The sequence below is a fragment of the Nostoc sp. genome (assembly GCF_036917095.1).
Lineage (GTDB): Bacteria > Cyanobacteriota > Cyanobacteriia > Cyanobacteriales > Nostocaceae > Nostoc.
Genome location: NZ_JBALFH010000017.1, coordinates 21,739 through 45,306, shown reverse-complemented (window position 1 = coordinate 45,306; position 23,568 = coordinate 21,739). Strand labels below are relative to the sequence as shown.

Sequence of the window (23,568 nt, the reverse complement as noted above, 5' to 3'; positions counted from 1 at the left end):
ACTACTTAGTTAATTAATATACTTTGTTTTTGAGAAGATATTAATTTCATTTATCTAAAATATATAAGTTTAGAGGTCTAATTATATACAAAAATACACGTAAAAATATTAAATAATACTTCGTCTGTGCTAGCTTTTTATACCAAATTAACAAAATATCCTGCGTATTAATACTATAAATGATCTGCAAAGCACCTTAATAAAGAGTAGAGAATAAATTAATAGTATTTTCTTATACAAATTATTCAAAAGCAAATTTAGAGAATTTAAAAAGTTTTATTTAACTTTTTTATATTACGTACTATCGCGGAAGTAAAACTTATTTTTAATTCTGCTTATACAGATACTCTTGGAAAAGGTATAAAATATTATTATAAAAACGCTTTAAGACTTCCTTAAATACTTATTAATTAAAAGATAAAAGCATTTTTTCAATCATAGAAACTTTTTGCAATTAAATTAAATAAACGGTCAACTTTTAGAAAAAAGTATAAAGATTTGGTGTTTGTACTAAAATGCGCTAATTGCTATTTATACCTAGCTGTATATAACCTTGATATTTACATATTATATACATAAATGCAAAGCACTTATTAGTAATAAAAGCAAAAGCTATCCTTTTCGCGCTGGAGGGTAAAAACGCCAAATTCTGGGAGTTTTGCAAAAAAGCTCATTAAATGCAAAACGGCAATAGCTGGCAGAATCAGTTATGACAAGCAAATCGCTGCACGACTCAAAGCGCTAAAAATTCAAATGGCTACTGAGTCTAATGCAATGCGACAGGCGATCGCATCTATGAAGCAATATCAGCAGATGGGAAATACGGGGGCGATCGCTATTCTGCAAATTAAGGAAACAGAACAAGCTTTCAAAGCTGCTGTTGCGAGACTAAAATGGGCGAAAGCGGGACTGAATCCCCGCGAGTTTCTCCGGGGTTTTCACTCAGCCATCCTATAAACTGCTCTACAATTGCACTTTACAAAACTGGGGACTGGGTACGCAAAGAATAACCAATCCCCAATTCCTTCACATCCACTCAATTCAACGCCCTTGAGTTGCCAAAAACTGACGCAAGCTCAACAAACTTAAAGTTTGACCCAAATTCAAAGGCAAAAGTGAAACTCCTTCCAAGCGAGATTGTACCCAACCTTCTCCCCAGTACCATTCGTGGAACCCGTCAATGCCTCCGCTAAGTACCAATCGCAGACAGTTGGATTTGACAACATCTACTTGATGATGAATCGCAACTGGCCCAGTCCAAGTAGTAAACTGGAATCCTGGAAGCAGTTCTTCTGGCATTCCTGGCGCAAAGCGTTGCCCTAAGAGCCATTTTTCGAGTTGCACCGGATGCAGCAGACTGTCACGAATTGCATCTGTTGGTGCTTCGATTTCGATCCGCAGTTGGCTTTGTTGAAAATTACCCAGCATTTTTATAGGATTACCTAAAGGTGAGACATCGCTATTTCTAATATTGCAAATACAATCACTGATTATCGCAGCGTCACTTTTCTACCAGCAGAGAACTTAGAATAGAAAAAGTGAACTTGTTAAGAAATGTAAGGTTATTCATGGCGGATCAGTTAATTCGTGCAACAGCAGCCGGAGGTGGAATTCGTGCCGTAGGTGCGATCGCCACACGTTTAACAGAAGAAGCACGGCAGCGCCACAAGCTTTCCTATGTGGCAACGGCAGCACTAGGTCGGACTATGGTAGCGGGCTTGTTAATGGCTTCTAGTATGAAGCGACCTGGGTCGAGGGTCAATGTCCGGGTGAAGGGCGATGGGCCTTTGGGTGGCATATTGGTAGATGCAGGTTTAGATGGTACGGTACGTGGATATGTCGGGAATCCATCTGTGGAATTGCCTCCCAATGCCAAAGGTAAGCTAGATGTTGGTGGTGCAGTGGGTGACGGCTACCTCTACGTTGTCCGGGATATCGGTTATGGTTATCCCTACTCTAGTACTGTTGAACTAGTCTCTGGCGAAATTGGCGATGATGTGGCTCATTATCTGGTGAATTCCGAACAAACACCTTCAGCTTTAGTTTTAGGTGTCTTTGTGGGAGCAGGTGGAGTAACTGCTGCTGGAGGATTACTGATACAAATATTACCCAAAGCTGCCAGAGACGAAGCCCTAGTAGAAACGTTGGAATCACGGGTAGCTGGTCTAGCAGGATTTACGCCATTGTTGCAAGCTGGGAAGACTTTGACGGAAATCTTTAGCGACCTGTTGGGAGACATGGGGCTGGAAATCTTTCCCGAACGGCAAATGCTGCGCTTCCACTGTGGTTGTTCTTTCGATCGCGTTTTGCGGGCACTGAAGATTTTGGGAGAAGCTGAACTGCAAGATATGATTATTAAAGATGATGGTGCTGAAGCAATTTGCGAGTTTTGCGGCAACGTCTACCAGGCAAGTAGCGATCAGCTAGCTGAACTAATTGCCGATTTGCAAGCTGAATCTACCGTTTCAGGATAAAGTATAAAATAGCACTGTTTTTTAGATTGTTAATGGTACTCTGTGGAGAGAGATACTCAAAAAAGTAGCTTTTTAATCATGAGAAAGTTACTATGTCAACAATGGAATTATCAACCTAAAACAGAGCGCTATTCAATTATTTTGGTGTGAGAGATGACAGAGCGGGATATTCCAGACAGTTGGTCTTCAGCCAGTGGAAGAGAGCCAGATCAAAACAAAAGATTATCCCGAACAGAACAATTCGGTGAAACTCAGTCATTTGATGTCCCAACTACTGGTTCTACCTCCAAGTCAGTGAAGCGGCGAAAAAAAAAACATACGGAAGGATTACCTATAAATAGTCATTCAGAAGAAACTGCCCAACTCAGTAGAAGTCCTGGGAAATGGCCGCGCTGGATGAAAAGTTGGGTATTGTGGTCAGTACTGCTAATGCTAATTCCCGGCAGTATAGGATTTTTGGCAATGGCAATGCTGTTTAAGTTGCCAACTGCTCCCAATTGCCCCTCGATTTTCTGGCCGCTAGCTAGTGCTTCTGTACGGCTACACTGCGCTCAGTTGGCGGCTTCTAAGCAGACAGTCAACGACCTATTGCAAGCGATCGCTCTGGTGAAGCAACTACCACAAAATCACCCGTTGCATGGAGAAATCGATCGCTTCATCGAAGAATGGTCGCGGGATATTTTGAAGCTAGCTGATGAAAGTTTCCAAACTGGGAATTTAGAAGAAGCGATCGCTACTGCTCGGAAAATACCTGAAGACGTGGCTGCTTATAAATTAGTCGATGAGCAAATTGACAAATGGCAGTCAATTTGGACAAAGGCAGAAACTACATACAACGGTGCGATCGCTGAAGTAAAGGAACGGCGCTGGCAATCAGCGTTCATGTTATCCGCCAAAATGCTGCGCGTAGACAATCAATACTGGGCGGGTACTAAATACGACCAATTGAATCGTCTAATTGCCACAGCGCGGGAAGATGGCGATAAGTTAGGAAAAGCCGAAAGTTTAGCAAGCAGCAAAGTAGTCGATAATTTATTAGAAGCTATTAAGTTAGCCGAGTCGATTGGACAGGAAAGTTACCTTTACCAAAAAGCTCAGGAAGCGATTCCCACATTTGGACGCAAAATGCTGGAATTGGCAAAGGCAAAACTAGACAAGCAAGATGCGGATGAAGCACTGAATATTGCCAGACAAATACCGGAAAGTACGAAACTACAGGGCGAAACCGATGACTTTATTGCCATAGCTGACGCCAAAAGGAGTGCTTGGATAGGTAATGTTTCTGGTTTAGAGGCAGCGATCGCCCAAGCGCAACAAATCGATCCTTCCAGACCAGTGTATAACGAAGCACAGCAACTGATTGCTCGTTGGCAATTGGAAATTGAAGATGTTGCCAATCTAGAAAAAGCGAGAATATTAGCTAGCCAGGGAACAGTCCCTAATTTAACAGCAGCGATCGCCCAAGTGCAGTTGATTCCTGCTAGTAACCCCAGGGCCACAGAAGCTAGGCAAGAGATGGGTCGCTGGCGTTCCCAAGTCGAGACAATTGAAGACCAACCTTACTTAGAACGCGCCGAACAGATAGCAATATTCGACGATATTAACTCTTTGCAAGCTGCGATCGCCCAGGCTAGCGAAATTCGTAGAGGTCGTGCTTTATATCCAGAAGCACGCAAAAAAATACGTACTTGGGTAGGAAAGATTCAGCGAATTCAAGACCAGCCCTACTTGGATCAGGCACAAGAACTGGCTCAGAGTGGAAATCTCACAGCCGCCATTAACGTAGCTCAACAAATTGCCTCGTCGGGAAGGGCGCTTTCACAAGAAGCACAAACTGCGATAAATGAGTGGGAAGGGCAAATCCGCACCGCAGAAAACTGGAAAAAAGCGCAGGAAGTGGGGGCAGCTGGCACGCCAGAAGCCTTGGTTGAGGCAATACGGCTGGCAGATCGGGTTTCAAACAGTAGCATCTTACGTATGGATGCGAATCAGGCTATTGACCAATGGAGTCAGCAATTGTTAGAAATAGCACGCTCTCAAGGTCAGTCTGATATTGCCAGAGGAATTGACATTGCCAAATCGGTTCCACGCGGTAGTGCTGCTTACAGTGCCGCGCAAGACCAAATTAAGGCTTGGCAGGAATTTCTTAATCCTCAACCGCAACCTCAGCCCCCGCTTGAGTCTCCACAATTGCCACCAGCAACGACTACTAATGGTCAGTGATTGTCTATTAAAGCAATTTATCAAGTCAATCAATTTTGGATTGTCGATTTTGGATTGAAAAAGACCACAAGAGTCCGGCGCTTGATAGCGCAGAGGCACATGGTCTTAAAGCTCAGTTAATGCTTTCATAGATAGAGTTGCACACAAGCCCACACTCACCCGAAGGGGAGTGTGTGGAGTATGTTACTAGCTCTGGCAATGATGTCAGTCATTGTACCTAATAGACCAGTCCAAGCCATAAAAACAAACTTGCTGAGTCTAGAGTAAGTAACGGTATAACTATTGACCGAAAGCAAGTAAGCCCTAATATCATGTCCATTTGATTACTTATTAAACCCGAAGAACCCCACCCCGCCAAAGCTATGCTTTGTCTCCCTGCCCCTAATCCCCAGAGGGGCCCCGAGTTCCCTGCAAGCGGGGAGGGGCTGGGGGTGGGGTGCAATGACTGTGGGAATCATAACTATTTCTATTTATCCGGACATGATATAAGATACCGGGTCATCTAGTTGGTAACGGCGTCTTAAAGCGTTAAATTTACTTACTTCAATGAAAAAAGTCCGAAGCTATGACCAGAGGCAATCTATGATTAAGCTCAGAAGCTCAACCAAATTTTCTAGTCATAGCTGGATTTCTGGCTAGCGGATTTCTGCCAAACAGCTTGATGATGGTTTCAGCAAATTCTCTATTATCATAAAACTCATGCATCAAGGTAATAGGTTGGGAATAAAGTTGATCGCTGGAAAAGATCGACTTCCAATCTAGTTTGGTGCTATCACCAACGCCAACTTTTTTCATCTCTTTGAGAAATTCATAAGCAATCAGCCCTTGACCAATGGCAGACGGATGAATACCATCCAAACTAAATAGTCCACCTTGTCGTAGCCGTCCAGTAGTGTCTGCGTGGTAGTATTTGGTGTTGACTTGGGGATAGACAAACTTAAAGTATTCTGGGAATTCATACTGCACCTGTCCAGCATTTCGCTTGAATGCAATTTCTTGTAAGGCACTGGCAAGATCGACAATGTGATAGCGTGGTTGTGGATACTGACTGTTTTTACTATCGACCAGTTTTCTGATTATTTTATTGTATGAGCGAATACAGTCATCAATGTAGAGGGCATCTTGTAGTGTCAGGTGTAAGGTTCCGGTTTCTCTAACCGTATCCTCTTCAAAGGGGAAATAAGTGTAGTATTTATAGTAAGTTGAAGGTTTCTCCTCTCCGTCCACATGAATTTCAGTGGTTGGGCCTACGCCTTTTGCCAATGGCGCAATAGTTATAAGCGGTACTGTCCCAATGAAGACATTCCAAGGAGAGTTGTTGTTGCCTTGCATGATTTTATCAACACGATCGAGCAATTGTTGATATTCAGCCTCGAAATCGTTGGGATGCCACAGGTTCCATTTTTCTCTTACCTCACGGAATGATTCGGGCTTTTGACTTGGGATTTTGAGAACCCGATCTGGATCGTTGGGAGTTTGATTAATTTCTAAACCGATCACAGTACCAAGTGCATTGTTTGCTCCTAACCAAAGAATTAAATTTTCAACTCCCTCTGGAGCGGTTGTATGATGGTGCTTCAACCAATCAAGTTGGCTATAGTTGTCATAAATAGGATTTAAGGACGGGTTGAGAACTTTAAGTGCAGTTCGATAGAAGGCAGCATTGGGAAAAGCCAAAAAACCATCCTTGCTATCTCCTTTTTCATTACTAAGTTCAATTTGATACTTACAAACCTTAGATGTAATCATCCAAGAATCAGCAATATCAAAGCCCTGAATTGCGACATTGTGGAAAAATTCAATTCCTCCTGGATAACGCTGTTGAGCACTACCTTCTTGCCGTTCATAGTAATCTTCAGCTTCATCAAGTACCCCCTCAAGAGTTGGCAATATGGTCAGCCAATCTAGGACGTTGATATCTGAACCATATTTTTTCTCCAAACGCCGTAGAATCTTTTCAATATTGGCTGGTAGCCCGCCCATTAACCATTCAGGATACAGATATTCAGTACCAACTGTTAGGCCCATTGACTTAGCAATCAAAGTTGAAAAACAAAGGTCTGTCCGGGCTGCTGCCAAAGACATAAAGCCTTGAGAAACACTGTCACCAATTGTAAAGAGTTTCATTTACTGCCTTTAGAGTTATAGTTTTTTCCGCGCAAGTACCAAGGCGAAAATCCTGATTCCCAAAGTATATTCGGAACTTCGCGATCGTAAGTTCACACTTGGTGAAACCTTCCCTGGCATTAGACCAATTTGGAACCAGAAACACTCATAGTATTGAGTATATTTTAAATAAAAAGTTTTAATTCCTCATTTTTGAGGAGCGTATAAGGCAATACACTTGGTTTCTGAAAATTATAGCAACTGTCTTGAATGTCAGCGAAGCCCAACAAATACTTTGGTATTTGTTGGGCTTCGTTTTTCAAACGCTACTTGACAACAGTTGAGGGCAGTTTATTCTCCTGTCGAAAGTTGCTACGCCTAGCTTGCTTAAGAGCAGGAGTACAAATCGGGCGTTGCCTGCCCAACGCCCTATGCCCGCGAAATCTCACTGCCTTCAGGCGTAGGATGAGCTTAAACTCTTTATTCGCCGATCGCTTCTCCCCATTCCTTAATTACAGAAAATAGTGATGAGTAATCATCATCAGCAAATGACATTTTTACGGCTGTTTGCAAGATTTGCCGAACACCTTTTATACTGCTGAGATCCAAACTCCGAGATTTCGCTTCAGAGATAAACAATTCTGTATCTTTAAGCAAGTGTTTTGTGGGGAAATTGGGATTAGCATAATCGCTATCCAACATCCGTTGTAGCTTTTTGTCAAAGGTAGGTGCGTAGAGTGAACTCTCGCGCAATATTTGCATAAACACATCTACATCGACACCCTGACGCTGGATAAAAGCTAGACTCAAAGCAAAGCTAGTTGTTAGAGAAGCTATTAGTTGATTTAGTGCCAATTTGAGCGCCGCCGCAGTTCCCACTGGCCCTATAAGTAAAGGTTCTGTCCCAAAATGTTGGAGTAACTTTAAGTGGCGTTCATATTGTTCTGCCTCTGCTCCTACCATAACCATCAACTTGCCAGCTTTCGCTTCCGGGATACTCCCTAATACGGGTGCTTCTAAATACTGACCACCACCAGCAACAACTGCATCTCTAATTTCCTGGCTTTCTGTGGGAGTAATTGTTCCCATTTGGACGATTGTGCGTCCTTGCAGAGTTTGCCAAGCAGTATCTGAAAGCAACACATTATAAATAGCCGGAGCATTAGTCAGCATCAGGATTACGCACTCAGCAGCACGAATGGCGTGGCGAGGATGTGTAACAATTTCAGCCCCAGCTGCTTGTAGTGGTGCTAATTTTTCTGGGGTACGATTGTAGGCAACTAGCTGTATATCTGCGGCTAATAACCTTTGAGCCATTGGTAGTCCCATCAGTCCAGTTCCCAGAAATGCCACCTTCATTTTTCACGTTCCTTTGGTATAGCGTTCGCCTAGCGTCTCCAAGAGTTGCATTAGCGAGTCTTCTTCCTACAGCCCTTGGGGCATCCTACGGCAGGCGCTAGCCTTTCCCTTTGGGAGAAGGGGAGCCACTGCGTTGCGGGGGATCATCCCGTTGTAGCAAATGGTGTGAGACGCCAAGGACAAACGAGCGTCACAGCCCTCACGTTTCCATTGTTGGATTTTAATATTCAGTTCTCAGCGAACAGCGATCTCTGAATACTGATAACTGTTCGCTGACTATTAACTCCTGAATTGGACGATCAACCACCAGCAGCAAAAGTCATCATAATTATCACTGAAAGTAAAATTCCAGGGGTAAGTAATGTTACTAACATTAGCAGGTCATGAGTGGACATAATTATTACTTTGGTAGTGTGTTTAACTTTACAGTAATCACTGTTATGCTAGTCTAAATAAGGCTGATACTGCATTCTTAAATAGAGTTTTAACTTTTCAAATTTACGTTTACTCTGGCAGGGTCAATCCTTTTAGTGGTTGAGAAATTTCTGTCTTGTCTAGACCTTTGCTCTGAACTAGGACTCCAAAGCCGCCCAGTCCTGTGGGATCTAGAAGTTGGTGTAGTGCGTCTCGCCGCTGTAGTAACTGTAAGAGGGGTTGCTGTTGATAAGAAAGGGCAGCAATCCGATCGCCTAACCCCAACGCCATCAAAAATAATCCCTGCTGGATAAAACCAACATTCTTTAAATTGCACTTCTCACCCCAGCGTTCCAAAGCCGTAAAGTCAACATGGGCAGTAATGTCTTGTCGCCCAATATTAATATAGGGGTTGTCATGGAAACGGTGATGGTAATAACACTGTAGCGTTCCTTGCGATCGCCTGGGATTATAGTAACGACTGGCGGGGTAGCCATAATCAATTGTTAACACATAGCCGCGCTGCAAGCGGTCTGCTACTATACTCAACCAGTCTAGAGCAGCTAAATTAATTTCACTACGGTAGCCATCTGGATATACATTTTGGGTTAAGTCGATTCCGAGTAAATCCAAATGTTCAACCAGTTGGGGCGTTGAAGGTTCCCCTGTAACTTCTACAAATGCAAAATTTGACCTCTCCCCCAACTCCTGCTCTATAAGGGGAGGGGAGAAGGACTCACCCGAAGGGGGTTGGAGGGTTAGGTTTTGTGGCGTTGTGACATAAATTTCTCGTAGTTCCCGCGTTTCTAGGATGAATTGATGCACGGGGAAAGCATCTACTAACTCGTTGGAAAAAAAGCAGCCTGCGATCGCATTGGGTGGTATTTCTTCTAGATTGCACCAACGCACGGGTAAATCTTGCAAGCGTTGCTGCTGTTCTTGTCTTAAAGTTGGGGACTTTTCAACAATGATATACTCTAGGGCAGTAAAAAAATCTGGGTAGCGTAGCTGATGATATTTGAGGATATGCAATGCTAGCAGTCCTTGACCTGCTCCCATTTCTACCAGAGAAAACGGTACAGGTTTTCCTAAAATCTCCCACATCTGAAAAAATTGTTCTGCGAGTAACTCGCCAAAGTCAGCACAGAGGTTAGGAGAGGTAAAAAAATCACTATCTTTAAAACCTATTTTGACTGCATCGCTAGAATAGTAGCCGTATTCAGGGTGGTATAATGCCATTTCCATGAATTGGGCGAAAGTAATTCGTTGTTGAGGATTGGTGGTAATGTGATTTGCGATCGCTGCACACAATGCTGGATTTGAATCCATAAAATTTGATGTTGGGGAGTACAGAAAATAAATGAATTATGAATGATGCAAAACAAAATTCATAATTGATAATTTCCCTAACGGTCTACAAACCCCATAATATCGAGAGCTGTGGCATAAGCGCTGGCATTTATTGACAGACAAAACTTGGGAAGTTTGCAGTTCTATGCGATCGCTATATTTCATGGTTAGGAATATCGCGTTATGTAAATAAATGTGCTCTAGTCAGCAATCAGAGCTTTTTGCTGTCCTGTTAACTCAAAAATCTTTGACATCGCCTAGTGTATTTACAAAATTCCCCGTTTAACTATCCAACTAGCCAAAGTAAGAAAATTAGGCGTTGATTTTTTATTGTCGTGTTAGCCTGCTGCTCGTAGTAAGCGGATAAACCTTTCTTGCTCAAAGTGCCGATCCAGTAGACAATGCCTCTGTAATCTGGCGCTGGCACATTAGCACAAAGCTGAGTGCATCACATAGAGAGTAAGTTTTATCCTTTCGCTCCATTGCAAATTACCATTTTAAAGGTAGCGATCGCTATTAAGCACTTACCAACGACACCAGCACGCCATTGGGATCGCGGACACGAGCAATTGTTTGTCCCCCAGGCTGGCTTTTAGGGGCATCTAGTGTTTTTGCGCCTGCCCCGATTGCTCTCATATAAGCGCTGCCAACATCAGGAGTAATAAATGATATTTGGATTAATGCCGGTGGTTGTGTAGCATCGTTGGGATGGCAGCCACCAGGAAATAACTTCTGTGCTTCGCTACTGGAGGAGAAAGCTAGTGTGGTGTTTCCAGTTTCGATTTCCGCCCAGATAGATTGTCCCCTATCCACGAGAGTGCGACGAACTAGACCAAAGGCTTTTTCGTAAAACTCAACGGTCTTAACTACATCGTCTACCCAAATGACCGTGTAACCAAATTTCACAGTTTTTTCTCCTTATCTAGAAAAATCAGTGCTGGCGAGGATCTTTGCTATTTAACTGTATGCCATTTGAATACACAGTGACTTAACTCTCCAGAATATTACGATCTGTTGCTAGAGTTTGTGCCCCTGTTTGCATCATTTCTATATCTGATGGCAACCAATAATGAGGCCCATGACAGTGATGTGCTACTAGCAATCCCCATAATCCTCTAGGGATGACAATTGGTACAACCAAGTTGGCGCGAACCTGCAAATTGCGGAGGAAATCTCGGTGACAAGGCTGGATTGGCTCTAATTCAATATCAGCGATCGCTCTTACCCGTCCTGCTAAGTATAAAGCAGCATACTCGTTGTTAAAACAATCATCTGGCCCAGTGGAACCAAGTATTGAGAATTCTTGAGAACTCAAAGATTCAAAAGTCACCTGTCCTTGCCACTGACTGTAAAAATAATACAACACCACCCGATCGACCTGAAGCGATTCTCTGAGTTGATTGGTTGTTTGCCGAACTAACTCATCGCGCTGCATTGTTTTAACAAGGCGATCGAGCAAATTTTGCAAACCCTGTTCGCGGCTATGGTTAAATTCGGAGTGAGGATGAATTTTCACGGTTTTAAAATTACGATTAAGTAAATGCTGCCGGATTTATATAGTAATTTATTAGACCTTATTTAAATTCATTCTTGTATTTATAGCAGCAATTCAATTTTAACGGAATATAATACTAGTCAATCTCTTCGGTAAATTGGAAAAAATTATTAAGAAATTCAATTTGCTAATTTGCACCAGAGAAAATTTAAGATTATAAATTCAAAGTTAAAAATTTTGGACATTTACAAATAATATGTTCAGCTTTTCTATAACTTGAGGCAATAAATAGACTTCAAACTGAAATGTAACAAATCAGTTTGTATTCCTCGTAACAGATATTAGTCATGTACGGAAAAATTATCAATTTATTTGAACGGCGGCTTTATTTGTGCAGCCGTGATTTGTAATTGTCAAGTATATTTGCTGATTACTTTATCAAAAAGGCTAATTGCTTTATCAGAATGCCTATTTACTTTCTCAAAATACTTAAATGCTTTCTCAAAATGAGCTTTTACTGATTCAAACTCCAGTTAGCTTTCTCATTTTGGTGTTTTCCGCAAGCAAAATGAGCTTTTACTTATTCAAACCCCAGTTAGCTTTCTCATTTTGGTGTTTTCCGCAAGCAAAATGAGCTTTTACTTTCTCAAATCCCAGTTAGCTTTCTCATTTTGGTATTTTATGTAAGGCGTAGGTTGGCTTGAGGAACGAAACCCAACATTATCAAAGCTTAATTCGGTTTTGTTGTCGCTCAACCCAACCTACTACGCCTCGTTCCCAGTCTCTGATTGAGAACGAGGTAAAATTTTTCCAGCTAGAGAAGGGGTGGCTCTGCGAAGGACTGATTATTGTAGAGACGGCGATTTATCGCGTCTCCTGCTTTAACCAAGCGTATTGTGATATAGTCAGGGGTTTTACCCAACACTCAAAAAAATAGAGCAGTTGCACTGTAATACAACTGCTCTAAAAAGAACTTAGATAGATATTTTCTACCTATCCACAGACCCCATGATTACGTCAACACTGCCTAGAATAACCACAATATCTGCAACCTTCATGCCGCGCAGTAAATGTGGAACAATCTGGAGGTTGTTGAAATCTGCGGCGCGAATCTTCCAACGCGCAGGGAAAACGTTATCATCGCCAACCAAATAAATTCCCAATTCACCTTTGCCACTTTCTACACGAGAGTAGATTTCACCCTTGGGAATCTTGAAAGTGGGAGAAACTTTTTTGCCGATGAATTGGTAATCAAATGCGTCCCACTCGGATTTTTTACCTGCGGCTAAACGCTTCGCTTCCAGATTTTCGTAAGGGCCGCCGGGAAGTCCTTTAATTGCTTGGCGAATAATCTTTACAGATTCGCGCATTTCCCGCATCCGCACCACGTAACGGGCAAAGCAATCACCGGCGGTTTCCCACTGTACATCCCAGTCAAAATCGTCGTAGCATTCGTAATGGTCAACTTTCCGCAAATCCCATTTCACGCCAGATGCGCGTAACATTGGGCCAGAAAGTCCCCAGTTAATTGCTTCTTCACGAGTGACAGTACCAATACCCTCAACACGTCGCCGGAAGATAGGGTTATCGGTTACTAAGCGTTCGTACTCATCAATTTTGGGCAATAGGTAGTCGCAGAATTCCAGACACTTATCTACCCAACCGTAAGGTAAATCGGCTGCTACTCCACCAACGCGGAAGTAGTTATTATTCACCATCCGATAACCTGTGGCAGCTTCCCACAAATCATAAATCATCTCCCGTTCGCGGAACTGGTAGAAGAAGGGAGTTTGTGCGCCTACGTCAGCTAGGAAGGGGCCAAACCACAGCAAGTGGTTAGCGATGCGGTTCAACTCCAGCATGATGACGCGGATGTAGCTAGCACGTTTGGGGACAGCGACACCTGCAAGCTTTTCTGGGGCGTTAACAGTGACGGCTTCGTTGAACATTCCCGCAGCGTAGTCCCACCGACTAACGTAAGGAACGTACATTACATTAGTGCGGTTCTCAGCAATTTTTTCCATTCCCCGGTGCAAATAGCCGATGACTGGTTCACAGTCAACAACATCCTCGCCATCCAGAGTCATGATTAGCCGCAGAACCCCGTGCATTGAGGGGTGGTGTGGCCCCATGTTTAGCACCATTGGTTCAGTGCGGGTTTCTAGTCTGGTCATAGATTTCGTGTTCTCCGTTCGTGAAAATATTGAATTCAACCGCGCAGATGCCAACTAGACCCAATTTATCTTGTTTGTCAAGCCAAAATAAGGGTTGTGGGAAGAGGAATTTGATTTGATGTTTAATTTTGTTGCACTTCTTCAACTATTATATGGAAGCTCGATATGCACTTAATTAAGGCATCGAATTTTTTTATCTCATGGTGCTGGGAGGACGGGGTGAAAGAAGATGCGTTTTCTCAATGATAACTATTGACTTCTGAGTTTATACGTAAGCTATAGAGATATTGTGTCAGCTATATTACAGTTTTATGAGGCTGATACATATTTATGGCTTTCAATCAAGAGCGTTTTGATAGGCTAATTCAGAAGTTAGAAGCTTTTGCTAAGAAACAACCGCATCTTTATAAATTGCAGGTTGCTTTTTTGGCTACTTTAGGCTATGCATATATATTTTTGGTTCTAGCTATAACGTTGACTCTGCTGGTAGGTATTGTCTTTTTGATGCTTAACGCTAAGTCAATTCATGCCTCATCTGTGAAAGGTGTTCTGTTTTTGCTGGCGTTCGCATTGGTGTTAGTGCGATCGCTTTGGGTTTCTTTTCCCCCACCTACAGGTTTACCACTGCAACCCAAAGATGTACCCAATCTCTATTCTTTAACTAACGAAATCTCATCGAAGCTACAAGCTCCACGGTTTCACCACATCTTGCTGACCAACGATTTTAATGCAGCAGTTGTCCAAAGACCACGCTTAGGTTTGCTCGGAGGGCAGCAAAATTACTTAATTGTGGGTCTACCGCTAATGCTAGCACTGCCACCCGAACAATTTCGTGCCGTCTTAGCCCATGAACTAGGACATTTATCAGGAAATCACAGCCGTTTTAATGCTTGGATTTATCGCCAACGTCAAACTTGGTATCGCATCCTTGAAGGGTTAGGACAAGGTGGAAATGAAGTATCATGGTTAATCTTTGAGCGTTTTTTGACATGGTACAGCCCGTTTTTTAATGCCTATTCTTTTGTGTTGGCACGGATGGATGAATATGAAGCAGATAGATGTTCTGTTGAACTAACCGGAGAACAAAATACTGCTGAAGCTCTGATAAATTCACAGGTCAAAGCTAGATTTATACAAAGAGATTTTTGGTCTACCATCTATAAACAAGTTGAGACACAAATCGAACCACCAAAAATGACTTATATGGCTATGCAGCAGGCTTTAAGTCAGAGACTTAATCAGGAAATAACAAGTAGTTATTTAATGGAAGCCTTAACAAAAAAAACTAACAATGCTGATACTCATCCTTGCCTGACAGATAGACTTAAAGCCTTGGGATACATCCTCAGCAATCAGCAAGAAGTAGCTATACTTGCGCCAGTTAAAATCAATGCTGCCCAAGAATTATTGGGAGATAGTTTAGAGAATTTTATCGAACATTTTAGCCAAATTTGGCGGGAAGAAATAGCAACACCTTGGCGGCAAAAATATGTTGAGTTTCAAGAATCAATAGCTGCGTTAAAAGATTTAAATCGCAAATCGCAAAAACAACAGCTAACCTTAGAAGAAGCTAGCCAGCGAGCATTTTTGACATTTGACTTGGAGGGTGAAGAAGCAGTTATACCACTGTTAAAAGAAATTATTCATCGTGATGCTCACCATGCCTCAGCTAATTATTTACTAGGGCAAATATTATTAAACAAACAGGATGCAACCGGAATAAAATACATTGAGAGGGCGATAGATAAAGACTCTAGTATAGTCATAGAAGGTTGTCAGACAATTTGCTATTTTCTTAAAAAGCAAGGAAAAGCTAATGAGGCAAAATCTTATCAAGAACGTGCCGAAAATTATGGTGAGTTAATTTTTAAAGCGCAGCAAGAACGTTCTAACTTGAAAGAAAATGATAATTTTGAATCTCATAATATTTCAGACGTAGAGGCAAACAAGCTTCGTCAGCAGCTATCTCATTACCCGCATATAATAACTGCTTACTTAGTTAAAAAAGAATTGCAATATTTTCCTGAGAAGCCACTTTATGTTCTCAGTGTTAAGCGGAAAATTAGTTTATTTGAAGATAGCTATGAAGCTGAGAACTCTAGACTTGCAAAGAGCTTGTTACAAGGAAATGAATTTCTTGAAAATGTATTCATTTTTATTTTAAATAGCCATTTAAAGATGGAGAAAAAATTCAAACGGATACCAAATTCGATGATTTACGACAAGAAAGGTAAAAAATAGCACTATAGATGCTTAAAACTCAAGATCCAAAGCTGACGCTGGGTGTCGAGTTTATGATATTTTCCTTTTGTGTCTTAGTGGTTCAAACACTATTTTTTAGCTAGGAACACACAAAGACACAAAGAAAAGAATACATAATTAAAGTTTATCTGTGGTTTTTTGCCCTAAGTCTCATGAATCGTCAGCTAGCTATCGAAGAACCGATATTTTCCCATCTACCAGTGTTACCGCAGGAAGTGATTGCAGGTTTAGCAGTATCTCCAGGAGGTCATTATCTTGATACAACGGTAGGCGGTGGTGGTCACAGTCGTTTGATTTTAGAAGCTGCGCCAGATGTACAAGTAACGGCGATTGACCAAGATGAGGATGCTTTAGCAGCAGCGAGAAAAGAATTAGCAGAGTTTGGCGATCGCGTACAATTTATTCATAGTAATTTTGCTGACTACGAATTTCCCCCCAACACTTTCGATGGTATTTTAGCCGATTTGGGGGTGAGTTCTTACCATTTAGATAAGGCAGAAAGGGGTTTCAGCTTCCGCCAAGCTGCAAATTTGGATATGAGAATGGATCGGGGGCGATCGCTAACTGCTGCTGATGTAATTAATAATTGGGATGAAGCGGAATTAGCAGATATTTTCTTTAAGTACGGTGAGGAAAGATTATCGCGGCGCATTGCTCGTCGCATTGTCGAACGCCGTCCGTTACACACGACTACAGAATTAGCTGATGCGATCGCTTCTTCAGTTCCCCCTAAATACCGTTATGGGAGAATTCACCCCGCTACCCGTGTATTTCAAGCTCTGCGAATTGTGGTCAACGATGAGTTAAAATCCCTAGAAACCTTTTTGGATAAAGCACCAAATGCCCTTGTCCCTGGCGGCAGAATTGCAATTATCAGTTTTCACAGTTTGGAAGACCGCCCGGTAAAGCATAGTTTAAGAAATTCACCTTTGTTAAAGGTCTTGACAAAAAAACCGATTATTGCTCAAGAAGAGGAAATTGGGAAAAATCCGCGATCGCGATCGGCTAAGTTGAGGATAGCTGAAAAGTTGCTGTAACTACAACAATGCAGCGTTAAACTGCTTCATCTCAACGATCTGTTAACCTAGCGTTGTTGAAGAGTTAAAAAATAATAAATGGAAATTAGTAATCTGTTTACAGCAGGTGGCGTAGTCATGTGGCCTCTGCTGGGGTTCTCTTTGTTAGGGGTAGCGCTGATTATCGAACGGATCATCTTTTGGGTAAAGATAAGTAATCGGCAAAACAAGGTAGTACGAGAGGTGCTACAGCTTTATCGCCTTGATAATGTAGTTAGTGCTTTAGATAAATTGCAAAAAAATACTGATTTACCCATTGCTCGAATTTTTTTAGCAGCTTTAGAATTGGAAGAGCCGACACCAGAGGAATTTCGTTTGGCATTAGAAAGTGAAGCACAAGGCGAAATTCCCTTGCTCAAGCGCTTCCAAAATATTTTTGAGACAATTATTGGTCTAGCACCCCTGTTAGGACTTCTCGGCACTGTTTTAGGATTAATTAACTCCTTTGCCTCTCTGAATATCGGAGATGTGGGAGGTAGTCAAACAACAGGTGTGACATCTGGAATTAGTGAAGCTTTAGTATCCACAGCATCAGGGTTGGTAGTGGCAATCTTTACACTTTTATTTGCCAATACCTTCCGGGGACTCTACCAGCGCCAGATTGCCTGGATTCAAGAATATGGTGGACAGTTAGAATTACTCTACCGCCGTCGCTACGAAAGAGGAAATAAATCTTATGTGCCTACCAGATGAAGCAGAACTGGGTAATGTAAATTAGTAATCGGTAATTGGATTAGTTCACTATTTGTTACCGATGTTGCTCTACAATTTTCGACTCTAATAGTATTCTAAAATGACGAATAGCTTTTTTCGCTACAGTTTTTGAGGGAATATTCCATGACTATTTGGGTAAATGAGCAAATCGATCCTTCTGGGATGATTCATGCGTGTATTGCTACTTGTAATGAATCTCAAGCCAAAGATTGCCATGATTCATTTCAGAATAATTTGACCGAGACGCAAAAGGCAGCAGGTTGGGTAGCGCAATTGCGGACAGTCGATTCTTGGGATGAAGTGCCAGTAAATTCTTTAAAACTCAATTAATTGAGTGCTATGGAAAGTAAGCTAAGAGCTTACCTTTTTCTCAGCAGTCAAGATTACCTTTGTGTTTTCTGCTCACCTTTGGGCGAAATTTCGACGCTCTTTGCTTCACCAGACGGCTGTTTAACCGAGCTTTGCTGACAGTTAGACCATTTTGGTTTTGACTGCAAATCGTCTGAGATGGAGTTCATTTTTTGGGATTTCGATCGAACATATTTCAGGTGCGTAGGCGTAGCCCGCCATAGGCATTGCTTGTCTACCAGATGCTACACCTATGCCAATGCCGACAGCGATCGCAGCAAATCCGATGAGAACAGGTTAATAAAGGATAAAATTAGGATTAAAATTATCAAATTATTAGCAACTGTTGCCAAAAAAAGTAACATATTATAGAAAAGTGATGATTTTTCTGAAGTTTTAAGAGCTATCATCTATACCGGAGATTAAATTAAAAATCTTGCATAAATCGAATCAATTTAGTGAACTATCCCAAGGTTTACACTTCGGAGCAAGCCTGTCCCATTAATTTAGTTGGTGAAACGGGACAAGCAGTTCAAATTTCAATTCATCCTCCCAGTCAATATATCTGTGCCAACTGCGAACGGATATTGCCAGATTGGAAACGGCAGCCATTTTTACGAGTAGTGATTGTCTTACAGCAATCGCGTTATCAATTAATTGAAAAGACAGCAGAAGTAGAGTCAGAGAAAGAACGCTTGCGAGAAAAGTTCATGAGATTTGGCTGCGATTTGGCATTTAATCTGCGCGATCGCGGTTATTTAACAGACTTAATCGACCCTCGTACAGGCTATCCTTTACTGTCTCATCCCGGAGCAATTCCCCACGATGACACAGCAGTTGTCAAAGCTTTACTCAACTATCCAGTGATTAAAAATCAATGCCGTATACTACTGCATCCCGATTGGGGTGCAGCAGTTTATCCTAGCATTTTGATATCAGAAGCTCCCCCAATTGCGATCGAATGGGTTACAAAAGGCATAGCATCCATGCATGGGTGGAGAGAAATTGATTATTAATTGGGCATTGGCTCGCTCTCTTTTATATTTATTTGGGTTATTCATTCAGAGTAATCTGATGGCTATCAATTCTGAAGCTAATCAAATTTACAAATAGATTCTGGTTTTATAGGACATATTTTGCATGCGATCGGGATACATTAATTAATGTGTGAAAAAGGCATTAATTTGTGAACGGCGACATCTAATTTGTGAATGTACAAGAAGTTTGGTGATTTTGAATTGCTTACACTGGTTGTGGTTTGAGTAAATCTGTTTTGGTAACAAATTCACTAAATGTACTTGCAACCTGCTGCGGTAATGCAATCGCTGGCATTTGCACTGGTAATAGAGGAAACAGTGATTCTGCGACTCGATAGGCTTCTTCGAGATGGGGATAACCTGAAAAAACAAAGGTATCAATTCCTAAATCGGCATATTCCAGCATTCGCGCAGCAACTGTTTCTGGATCTCCGACTAAGGCAGTACCAGCACCTCCACGTACTAAGCCAACACCTGCCCATAAGTTGGGGCTAATTTCTAAGTTTTTGCGATCGCCCTTATGCAGTTGCGCCATGCGGCGTTGTCCTTCTGATTCAGATTGAGCAAAGCGCTGATATGCAGCAGCGATTGTCTCATCATCCACATACTGAATCAGTTCGTTAGCTGCATCCCAAGCTTTTTGAGTAGTTTCGCGCACTATCACGTGCATCCTAATCCCAAAGCGGACTGTTCTACCTTGTTCTGCTGCTAATCGGCGTACCTTTGCAATCTTTTGGGCAACTTCATCTGGTGGTTCGCCCCAAGTTAAATACACATCAATGTGTTTGGCAGCAACTTGGAGAGCAGCATCCGAAGAACCACCAAAATATAAAGTCGGATAAGGCTTTTGTACGGGAGGAAATTGCAGTTTAGCGCCTTCAACTTTCAAATGGCGACCACTATAGGTTACTTCTTCACCTTGCATGAGCGATCGCCAAATTGTCAAAAACTCATCTGTGAGTTCATAACGCTGATCGTGAGCTAAGAAAATCCCATCTTTAGCAAGTTCTTTTGTGTCGCCACCAGTGACAACATTCAGAATAATTCGACCGTTAGAAATCTGGTCAAAAGTCGCAGCCATTCTGACTGCTAAAGAAGGCGACATAATTGCCGGACGAAAGGCTACAAGAAACCGCAAGCGTTCCGTAACTGAAATTAACGAAGTAGCTACAATCCAAGTATCCTGTTTTTGTCCAGTACCAATCAACATCCCGCCATAGCCCAATTTATCAACAGCTTGAGCGATTTGCTGCATATAGGGATAAGTCGCTGGTCGCCTGCCAATTGTAGAACCTAAATAACGCTCGTCTCCCTGTGTAGGCAAATACCAAAAAACTTCCATGTTCCTATCTCCTGGCACTATTTCTGACTAATGGTTTCCGGTGTAATGGCTGCATATTGTTCGCTAGTCAGCATCGCTTCCTTAATATTAATCTGCTTAGGAATCACTTTTTCTTTGGCAAATAAATCTGCTATTTTCTGTTGATTTTCCATGATTTCTGGCGTAATTGGTCTTAAGCCGTAAGTTCGCCTTTCAACCATTGTTTTTAAGATATCCTCATCGATTTTGAGGTGAGGAATAGTAAGTTTTACAACTTCTGCTCGGTTTTTATCACCCCAGTCGCCTGTGTTACCTATCTCCTCAAGAACTAATCGGACTAAGTTGGGATTTTCTGTGGCAAACTTTCGTGCAGCCATGTAATATCCACCCTGAGTAGCAATGCCGCTAGCATCTCTCAAAACACGGGCATTTGCCTTTTTTTGTGCCACGGCTAAATAAGGGTCCCAAGTTACCCAGGCATCAATTTTTCCTTGAATAAAAGCATCGCGGGCTTCTGAAGGAGGGAGGCTAATGGCTTGAATATCACTATATTTCAAATTAGCTTCTTCCAAAGCTTTTATTAATAAGTAATGGGAAGCAGAACCCTTTTGAAAAACTACTTTTTTACCTTTGAGGTCGGCTAAAGTCCGAATCGGTGAATTATTTTGGACGATAATTCCGCTTCCTTTGCCAGTACTGGGTTTATTACTAGCGATATAGACTAAAGATGTGCCAGCCGCTTGAGCAAATATCGGGGGAGTTTCGCCTACTGAACCAATATCAACCCTACCGACATTCATCGCTTCCATCAGTTGTGGCCCTGCGGCAAATTGTGCCCATTCAACGGAAACACCTAAAGGCTGTAGACGTTTTTCTATCAATCCTTTAAGCCGGAAAATATCCCCAGAGCTTTGATATCCCATCCGGACAACTTTGGTTTTTAAAGCAGTGGTTTTATTTTCTGAATTTGGGGTTTCGACTGAGCAACTGATTAAGGTTGTTGAGATTGTTAATAATCCAGGTAATAGGAATAGTGAAAAATGCTGGAAAACGTTAACTCGTAGCTGTTTGAAGGCGGTAATCATCGCTCTGATACTTTATTTTTATTTGCTTTTGACTATTTGGCTATGCCGATGTTCAGCCGTGTGGACGCACATCTGTGCGCCCCTAGCGGTGTATTGCTTTTAGGGACTTCCAAATAAAAAAATATTCAATTATTGATTGTGGGGTGGGCAACATGAGCGCCCAGTTTATATGGCGGGCAAGATGCCCACCCCACAAGATTGGATAATTTATTTCTTGGAGTTCCCTTAACCCAAAGATTTAGACCTTTTGAAGCTGAAGGTTCTTTTGAAAAAGTTCTTGAACGTTTTTCCAAGCATCGGCAGCAGCTTCGGCATTGTAGCTAGCGCGATGGTTGCAGAAAAAGCCGTGTTCTGCACCAGGATAGCGGAAGATAGCATGGGGAATCTGATTTTTCTTCAATTCAGCCTCAATCTGCTCTGTTTGCTCCAAGGGGATTCCTTTATCTTCAAGACCAAAGAATGCGTAAATCGGGCCTTTAATATCAGGAGTGCGAGTGATGGTTGGTTCTCCACCACCGGGAGTTGAGTTAGGAATACCGCCACCATAGAAGGAAGCTGTAACTTTAATATCTGGTAAAGTGGCAGCTAGATAAACGACATGGCCGCCAAAGCAGAAACCAATGGAGCCGATCGCATCTCCTTGCACATTTGGTAGAGTTCTTAAATAGGCGATCGCAGCTTTAATATCGCTCAATATTTCCTCTGCTGTTGTCTGCTCCTTATACCCTCTTCCTTGCTGGACATCTTCAGGGGTGTATCCACCCTCAAAACCGGGGGCGGTGCGTTGAAATAAACTCGGAGCGATCGCAACATATCCCTCTTTGGCAAATTTCTCCGCAACTTCCCGAATGTGAATATTAACCCCAAAAATTTCCTGAATCACAATCACGGCTGGGAATCTTCCCACTTTTGCTGGTTCTGCTAAGTAAGCATCAATTTGCAAATCTCCGTTAGGGACTTTAACTTGAGCGGTGCGAATTTCTGTGTTTGTCATCTTAGGGATTAGCCTGCAATTGCTTTGAGGACGCGATGTTTTATGGTAAATTTTGTAAAATACTACCTAAAATCTACCAATTTACCGTAGTTTCAAGAGTAGTATTTCACAAACAATCAGCAAAGGCAAGTCCTTTGATTTAGAGATGTAGATGAATATAAGACCATACCAAGTATCTGATGCTGAATCAGTAAGTGCCCTGTGGGATGAGGTGTTTCCTAATAACCCATCGCACAGCAGCTCAAAATTGGTAATCAGTCAGAAGCTTGCTGTACAGCCTGAGTTATTTTTGGTCGCGGAAATTAACTCTGTAATTGTAGGCACTATTATGGCAGGATATGACGGGCATCGCGGTTGGCTATATACAGTTGCCGTCAATCCTCACTATCAACGGCAGGGTATTGGTAGCAAGCTAGTGCGGCACGCAGAGAGGCTATTGATAGCGATGGGATGCCTCAAAATCAATCTCCAGGTTCGTGTCTCCAACGCTGAAGTAGTTGAGTTTTATAGAAAACTTGGCTATCTCGTCGAAGAACGCATCAGTATGGGAAAGCTTGTCGCATAGATTTTTGGTAAGTCGGAACAGAAAAACTTTAGAAATACGCCACTATTAATTACTGAAAAAGGCGATTGTAGCGTTGCCAAATTTAACCCAAACTAGGAGAAAAATTTATGAAGCTTGATGCAGTTCATCATATTCAAGTAACCTATCCTCTTGAGGTGGAGGATGCAATGCTATCTTTCTATAGCAAGGTTTTGGGACTGACTGAAATTCCCAGACCTGAAGCGATCGAGAATGATTCAGGAGCGTGGTACTCGCTAGGAAACATTGAATTGCACGTCAGTAGAGAGAACAACGCTAATAACCAAGCATCTAGACGACATTTTTGTTTCCAAGTCGCTAACTTGAACGCCTTTGAGGAACACCTAAAAGGGCATGGAGTAGAAATTATTCCCGATCGCCGACCACTTCCAGGATGCGTGCGGTTTTTCCTCCGCGATCCCGGTGGGAATCGGATAGAGATTGCAGAGTTCGTAAAGAGTACTTTTGCACAGCTACAAGCAGAGGAGTTGCTATTAGAAAGACATTCAGCAACGGTGTCTTAAGCAACAATATTAATGGAAATCGCCCGCCA

The 23,568-nt window shown here is 42.1% G+C and carries 20 protein-coding genes; 10 read left to right on the top strand and 10 right to left on the bottom strand.

Going from position 1 to position 23,568, the window contains the following annotated elements; genetic code table 11:
* The first annotated feature begins 753 nt into the window (after positions 1-753).
* Complete coding sequence (locus V7L01_RS07630; protein WP_335033408.1) at positions 754-957, top strand: hypothetical protein; 204 nt, start codon at positions 754-756, stop codon at positions 955-957.
* Positions 958-1,041: 84 nt separating this feature from the next.
* Here the strand turns inward: V7L01_RS07630 and V7L01_RS07625 are convergent, their stop codons facing one another.
* Positions 1,042-1,428 (bottom strand): hypothetical protein, encoded by a 387-nt coding sequence (locus tag V7L01_RS07625; RefSeq protein ID WP_335033406.1) that lies wholly within the window; start codon positions 1,426-1,428, stop codon positions 1,042-1,044.
* A gap of 140 nt (positions 1,429-1,568) precedes the next feature.
* Between V7L01_RS07625 and hslO the strand changes: the two genes are divergently transcribed.
* Positions 1,569-2,474 carry an Hsp33 family molecular chaperone HslO gene (hslO, locus tag V7L01_RS07620; protein WP_335033404.1) on the top strand — a complete coding sequence of 302 codons (906 nt, stop codon included), beginning with the start codon at positions 1,569-1,571 and terminating at the stop codon, positions 2,472-2,474.
* Between the two features lie 153 nt (positions 2,475-2,627).
* Complete coding sequence (locus V7L01_RS07615) at positions 2,628-4,697, top strand: chromosome segregation ATPase (protein WP_335033403.1); 2,070 nt, start codon at positions 2,628-2,630, stop codon at positions 4,695-4,697.
* Positions 4,698-5,297: 600 nt separating this feature from the next.
* On the opposite strand, the gene V7L01_RS07610 is transcribed toward V7L01_RS07615, so the two are convergent.
* From V7L01_RS07610 to V7L01_RS07585, 6 genes are all read right to left on the bottom strand, one after another.
* Complete coding sequence (locus V7L01_RS07610) at positions 5,298-6,824, bottom strand: hypothetical protein (protein WP_335033402.1); 1,527 nt, start codon at positions 6,822-6,824, stop codon at positions 5,298-5,300.
* A gap of 459 nt (positions 6,825-7,283) precedes the next feature.
* Positions 7,284-8,162: an NAD(P)-dependent oxidoreductase gene (locus V7L01_RS07605; protein ID WP_335033400.1), complete on the bottom strand. Its 879-nt coding sequence runs from the start codon at positions 8,160-8,162 to the stop codon at positions 7,284-7,286.
* A gap of 504 nt (positions 8,163-8,666) precedes the next feature.
* Entirely contained in the window at positions 8,667-9,905 is a 1,239-nt protein-coding gene (locus V7L01_RS07600; protein ID WP_335033399.1) for a class I SAM-dependent methyltransferase, read from the bottom strand.
* Between the two features lie 537 nt (positions 9,906-10,442).
* Positions 10,443-10,832 (bottom strand): VOC family protein, encoded by a 390-nt coding sequence (locus tag V7L01_RS07595; RefSeq protein WP_335033397.1) that lies wholly within the window; start codon positions 10,830-10,832, stop codon positions 10,443-10,445.
* 82 nt (positions 10,833-10,914) lie between these two features.
* A complete protein-coding gene (locus tag V7L01_RS07590) occupies positions 10,915-11,442 on the bottom strand; it encodes a GAF domain-containing protein (protein WP_335033395.1) in 528 nt (175 codons plus the stop codon).
* A gap of 968 nt (positions 11,443-12,410) precedes the next feature.
* Entirely contained in the window at positions 12,411-13,595 is a 1,185-nt protein-coding gene (locus V7L01_RS07585) for an NAD(P)H-quinone oxidoreductase subunit H (protein WP_335033393.1), read from the bottom strand.
* Between the two features lie 330 nt (positions 13,596-13,925).
* On the opposite strand from V7L01_RS07585, the gene V7L01_RS07580 reads away from it, so the two are divergent.
* From V7L01_RS07580 to V7L01_RS07560, 5 genes are all read left to right on the top strand, one after another.
* Positions 13,926-15,836 (top strand): M48 family metallopeptidase, encoded by a 1,911-nt coding sequence (locus V7L01_RS07580; protein WP_335033391.1) that lies wholly within the window; start codon positions 13,926-13,928, stop codon positions 15,834-15,836.
* Between the two features lie 173 nt (positions 15,837-16,009).
* On the top strand, positions 16,010-16,894 hold the full coding sequence (gene rsmH, locus V7L01_RS07575) for a 16S rRNA (cytosine(1402)-N(4))-methyltransferase RsmH (protein ID WP_335033389.1): 885 nt from the start codon (positions 16,010-16,012) through the stop codon (positions 16,892-16,894).
* Positions 16,895-16,972: 78 nt separating this feature from the next.
* Complete coding sequence (locus V7L01_RS07570; protein ID WP_335033387.1) at positions 16,973-17,626, top strand: MotA/TolQ/ExbB proton channel family protein; 654 nt, start codon at positions 16,973-16,975, stop codon at positions 17,624-17,626.
* Between the two features lie 144 nt (positions 17,627-17,770).
* Positions 17,771-17,977: a glycogen debranching protein gene (locus V7L01_RS07565; RefSeq protein WP_196523698.1), complete on the top strand. Its 207-nt coding sequence runs from the start codon at positions 17,771-17,773 to the stop codon at positions 17,975-17,977.
* 476 nt (positions 17,978-18,453) lie between these two features.
* Positions 18,454-19,011 carry a methylmalonic aciduria and homocystinuria type D protein gene (locus tag V7L01_RS07560; RefSeq protein ID WP_335033384.1) on the top strand — a complete coding sequence of 186 codons (558 nt, stop codon included), beginning with the start codon at positions 18,454-18,456 and terminating at the stop codon, positions 19,009-19,011.
* Between the two features lie 226 nt (positions 19,012-19,237).
* Here V7L01_RS07560 and ssuD read toward each other — a convergent pair whose 3' ends face one another.
* The 3 genes from ssuD to V7L01_RS07545 all read right to left on the bottom strand — a co-directional run bounded on the left by ssuD (position 19,238) and on the right by V7L01_RS07545 (position 22,432).
* Positions 19,238-20,374, bottom strand: coding sequence for an FMNH2-dependent alkanesulfonate monooxygenase (gene ssuD / locus V7L01_RS07555; RefSeq protein WP_335033382.1), 1,137 nt, complete (start codon positions 20,372-20,374; stop codon positions 19,238-19,240).
* A gap of 17 nt (positions 20,375-20,391) precedes the next feature.
* Entirely contained in the window at positions 20,392-21,438 is a 1,047-nt protein-coding gene (locus tag V7L01_RS07550) for a sulfonate ABC transporter substrate-binding protein (RefSeq protein WP_335033380.1), read from the bottom strand.
* Positions 21,439-21,676: 238 nt separating this feature from the next.
* Positions 21,677-22,432 (bottom strand): dienelactone hydrolase family protein, encoded by a 756-nt coding sequence (locus tag V7L01_RS07545; protein ID WP_335033378.1) that lies wholly within the window; start codon positions 22,430-22,432, stop codon positions 21,677-21,679.
* 151 nt (positions 22,433-22,583) lie between these two features.
* Here V7L01_RS07545 and V7L01_RS07540 point away from each other — a divergent pair, with 151 nt between their 5' ends.
* Positions 22,584-22,997: a GNAT family acetyltransferase gene (locus V7L01_RS07540; RefSeq protein ID WP_335033376.1), complete on the top strand. Its 414-nt coding sequence runs from the start codon at positions 22,584-22,586 to the stop codon at positions 22,995-22,997.
* Positions 22,998-23,104: 107 nt separating this feature from the next.
* Positions 23,105-23,539: a VOC family protein gene (locus V7L01_RS07535; protein ID WP_335033374.1), complete on the top strand. Its 435-nt coding sequence runs from the start codon at positions 23,105-23,107 to the stop codon at positions 23,537-23,539.
* Positions 23,540-23,568 lie beyond the last annotated feature (29 nt).

Excerpts from the sequence above, each read along its gene's own strand:
- V7L01_RS07630 (WP_335033408.1), top strand. The coding sequence starts at position 754 with ATGGCTACTGAGTCTAATGCAATGCGACAGGCGATCGCATCTATGAAG.
- V7L01_RS07625 (WP_335033406.1), bottom strand. The coding sequence starts at position 1,428 with ATGCTGGGTAATTTTCAACAAAGCCAACTGCGGATCGAAATCGAAGCA.
- hslO (WP_335033404.1), top strand. The coding sequence starts at position 1,569 with ATGGCGGATCAGTTAATTCGTGCAACAGCAGCCGGAGGTGGAATTCGT.
- V7L01_RS07615 (WP_335033403.1), top strand. The coding sequence starts at position 2,628 with ATGACAGAGCGGGATATTCCAGACAGTTGGTCTTCAGCCAGTGGAAGA.
- V7L01_RS07610 (WP_335033402.1), bottom strand. The coding sequence starts at position 6,824 with ATGAAACTCTTTACAATTGGTGACAGTGTTTCTCAAGGCTTTATGTCT.
- V7L01_RS07605 (WP_335033400.1), bottom strand. The coding sequence starts at position 8,162 with ATGAAGGTGGCATTTCTGGGAACTGGACTGATGGGACTACCAATGGCT.
- V7L01_RS07600 (WP_335033399.1), bottom strand. The coding sequence starts at position 9,905 with ATGGATTCAAATCCAGCATTGTGTGCAGCGATCGCAAATCACATTACC.
- V7L01_RS07585 (WP_335033393.1), bottom strand. The coding sequence starts at position 13,595 with ATGACCAGACTAGAAACCCGCACTGAACCAATGGTGCTAAACATGGGG.
- V7L01_RS07580 (WP_335033391.1), top strand. The coding sequence starts at position 13,926 with ATGGCTTTCAATCAAGAGCGTTTTGATAGGCTAATTCAGAAGTTAGAA.
- rsmH (WP_335033389.1), top strand. The coding sequence starts at position 16,010 with ATGAATCGTCAGCTAGCTATCGAAGAACCGATATTTTCCCATCTACCA.
- V7L01_RS07570 (WP_335033387.1), top strand. The coding sequence starts at position 16,973 with ATGGAAATTAGTAATCTGTTTACAGCAGGTGGCGTAGTCATGTGGCCT.
- V7L01_RS07565 (WP_196523698.1), top strand. The coding sequence starts at position 17,771 with ATGACTATTTGGGTAAATGAGCAAATCGATCCTTCTGGGATGATTCAT.
- ssuD (WP_335033382.1), bottom strand. The coding sequence starts at position 20,374 with ATGGAAGTTTTTTGGTATTTGCCTACACAGGGAGACGAGCGTTATTTA.
- V7L01_RS07550 (WP_335033380.1), bottom strand. The coding sequence starts at position 21,438 with ATGATTACCGCCTTCAAACAGCTACGAGTTAACGTTTTCCAGCATTTT.
- V7L01_RS07545 (WP_335033378.1), bottom strand. The coding sequence starts at position 22,432 with ATGACAAACACAGAAATTCGCACCGCTCAAGTTAAAGTCCCTAACGGA.
- V7L01_RS07540 (WP_335033376.1), top strand. The coding sequence starts at position 22,584 with ATGAATATAAGACCATACCAAGTATCTGATGCTGAATCAGTAAGTGCC.
- V7L01_RS07535 (WP_335033374.1), top strand. The coding sequence starts at position 23,105 with ATGAAGCTTGATGCAGTTCATCATATTCAAGTAACCTATCCTCTTGAG.